Source organism: Streptomyces bambusae, assembly GCF_019400985.1.
In the GTDB taxonomy this organism is placed as follows: Bacteria; Actinomycetota; Actinomycetes; order Streptomycetales; family Streptomycetaceae; genus Streptomyces; species Streptomyces bambusae_A.
In genome coordinates, this window is the sequence record NZ_WTFF01000639.1 from 1 (window position 1) to 1,372 (window position 1,372).

General features: G+C 78.2%; 1 protein-coding gene. It reads left to right on the forward strand.

The window, feature by feature from the left end; genetic code table 11:
* The first annotated feature begins 836 nt into the window (after positions 1-836).
* Positions 837-1,109 carry a DUF3017 domain-containing protein gene (locus GPJ59_RS38290; RefSeq protein WP_308120699.1) on the forward strand — a complete coding sequence of 91 codons (273 nt, stop codon included), beginning with the start codon at positions 837-839 and terminating at the stop codon, positions 1,107-1,109.
* Positions 1,110-1,372: the final 263 nt, after the last annotated feature.

Here is a 1,372-nt window from a genome sequence, read left to right on the forward strand (position 1 = left end):
GTTGTAGCCGAAGCTGACGCCGGCGCCCGGGGCGCGGGGGCCGTTCGAGCCGCCGTTCTTGGCCGCCCAGTGGGCGCCGGAGCTGGTGGCGGGGGCGACCCGGGCGGCGGTGGAGGCCGGCGCCGCGGGCGGGGGCCGCTGCGCAGACCGCTCCGGCTGCGAAGCGCACGCCGGCCGGCAAATCTGCCCCGGCCGGGACGACTGCTCCGGCTGCGAAGGCCGCTGCGGCCGCCGAGGCTGCCCCGGCTGCGAGGGCCGAGGGCGGCCTGAACGGCGGGGCCGAACGGGTCGGGAAGGCCCCGGCAGGGGGCCGGGCTGCCGCCGGCTCCGCGAACGGCGACTCGGCGCAGGCAGCGGGCGCAGCGGAGCCGGGTCCCGCCGCGAAGCCCACGCCGGCCGGCAAGGCTGCCCCGGCCGACAAGGCCGACAAGGCCGCCAAGGCCGCCAAGACGGGCCCGGGCGCGAAGGCCACCCCGGCTGCGAAGACCGCTCCGGCCGAGAGGGCCGTCGCGGCTACGAAGGCCACCCCGGCTACGAAGGCCACCCCGGCTACGAAGGCCACCTCGGCTACGAAGGCCGCTCCGGCCGGGAAGACCGCCCCGGCCGGGAAGGCTGCTGCGGCCGCCGGGGCCACCCCGGCCGCCAAGGCCGGCCCGGCTTCGAAGAGCGACCCGGCCGCCAAGGCCGAGGCCGAGTCGGCCGGGGGGCAAGGCGCTGGCGGGGGCAGGTCGCGGCGGTTTCCGTCCGTTACGCGGGACACCGCGCGGCCCGAGGGCGGCGGCCGGGCCGCGCCCGGGAACGCGCCCGCGCCGGCCCGTCAGTGGCCCATGCTCAGCGTGCTCGCCGCCACTGCCGTCGGCCTGCTCCTCACCGCGTTCGGGCACGTCCGCATCGGCTGCCTGACCATCGGCGCGGCGCTCATCGCGGCCGCCGTGCTGCGCCGCGTGCTGCCGTCGGTCGGCATGCTCGCAGTCCGCTCGCGCTTCACGGACATGGTCACCTACGGGGTCCTCGGCCTGGCCATCACGCTGCTGGCCCTGGTCGTCGAGCCCAAGCCGGTGCTGGAGCTTCCGTTCCTGGAGAGCACGGTCCGCTTCCTGGTGCGCTGACACCTCACCCGGCGTGCGGGGCGGCGGCCGGGTGGCGGGGGCCGTCCGTCCCCGTGGGCGTGGCTGTCACGGCACGTCCGTTGGCCCGGGTCGTGGCGTTCGCCCACGTCCGTTGGCCCGGGTCGTGGCGTTCGCCCACGTCCGTTGGCCCGGGTCGTGGCGTTCGCCCACGTCCGTTGGCCCGGGTCGTGGCGTTCGCCCACGTCCGTTGGCCCGGGTCGTGGCGTTCGCCCACGCCCGTTGGCCCGGGTCGTGGCGTTCGC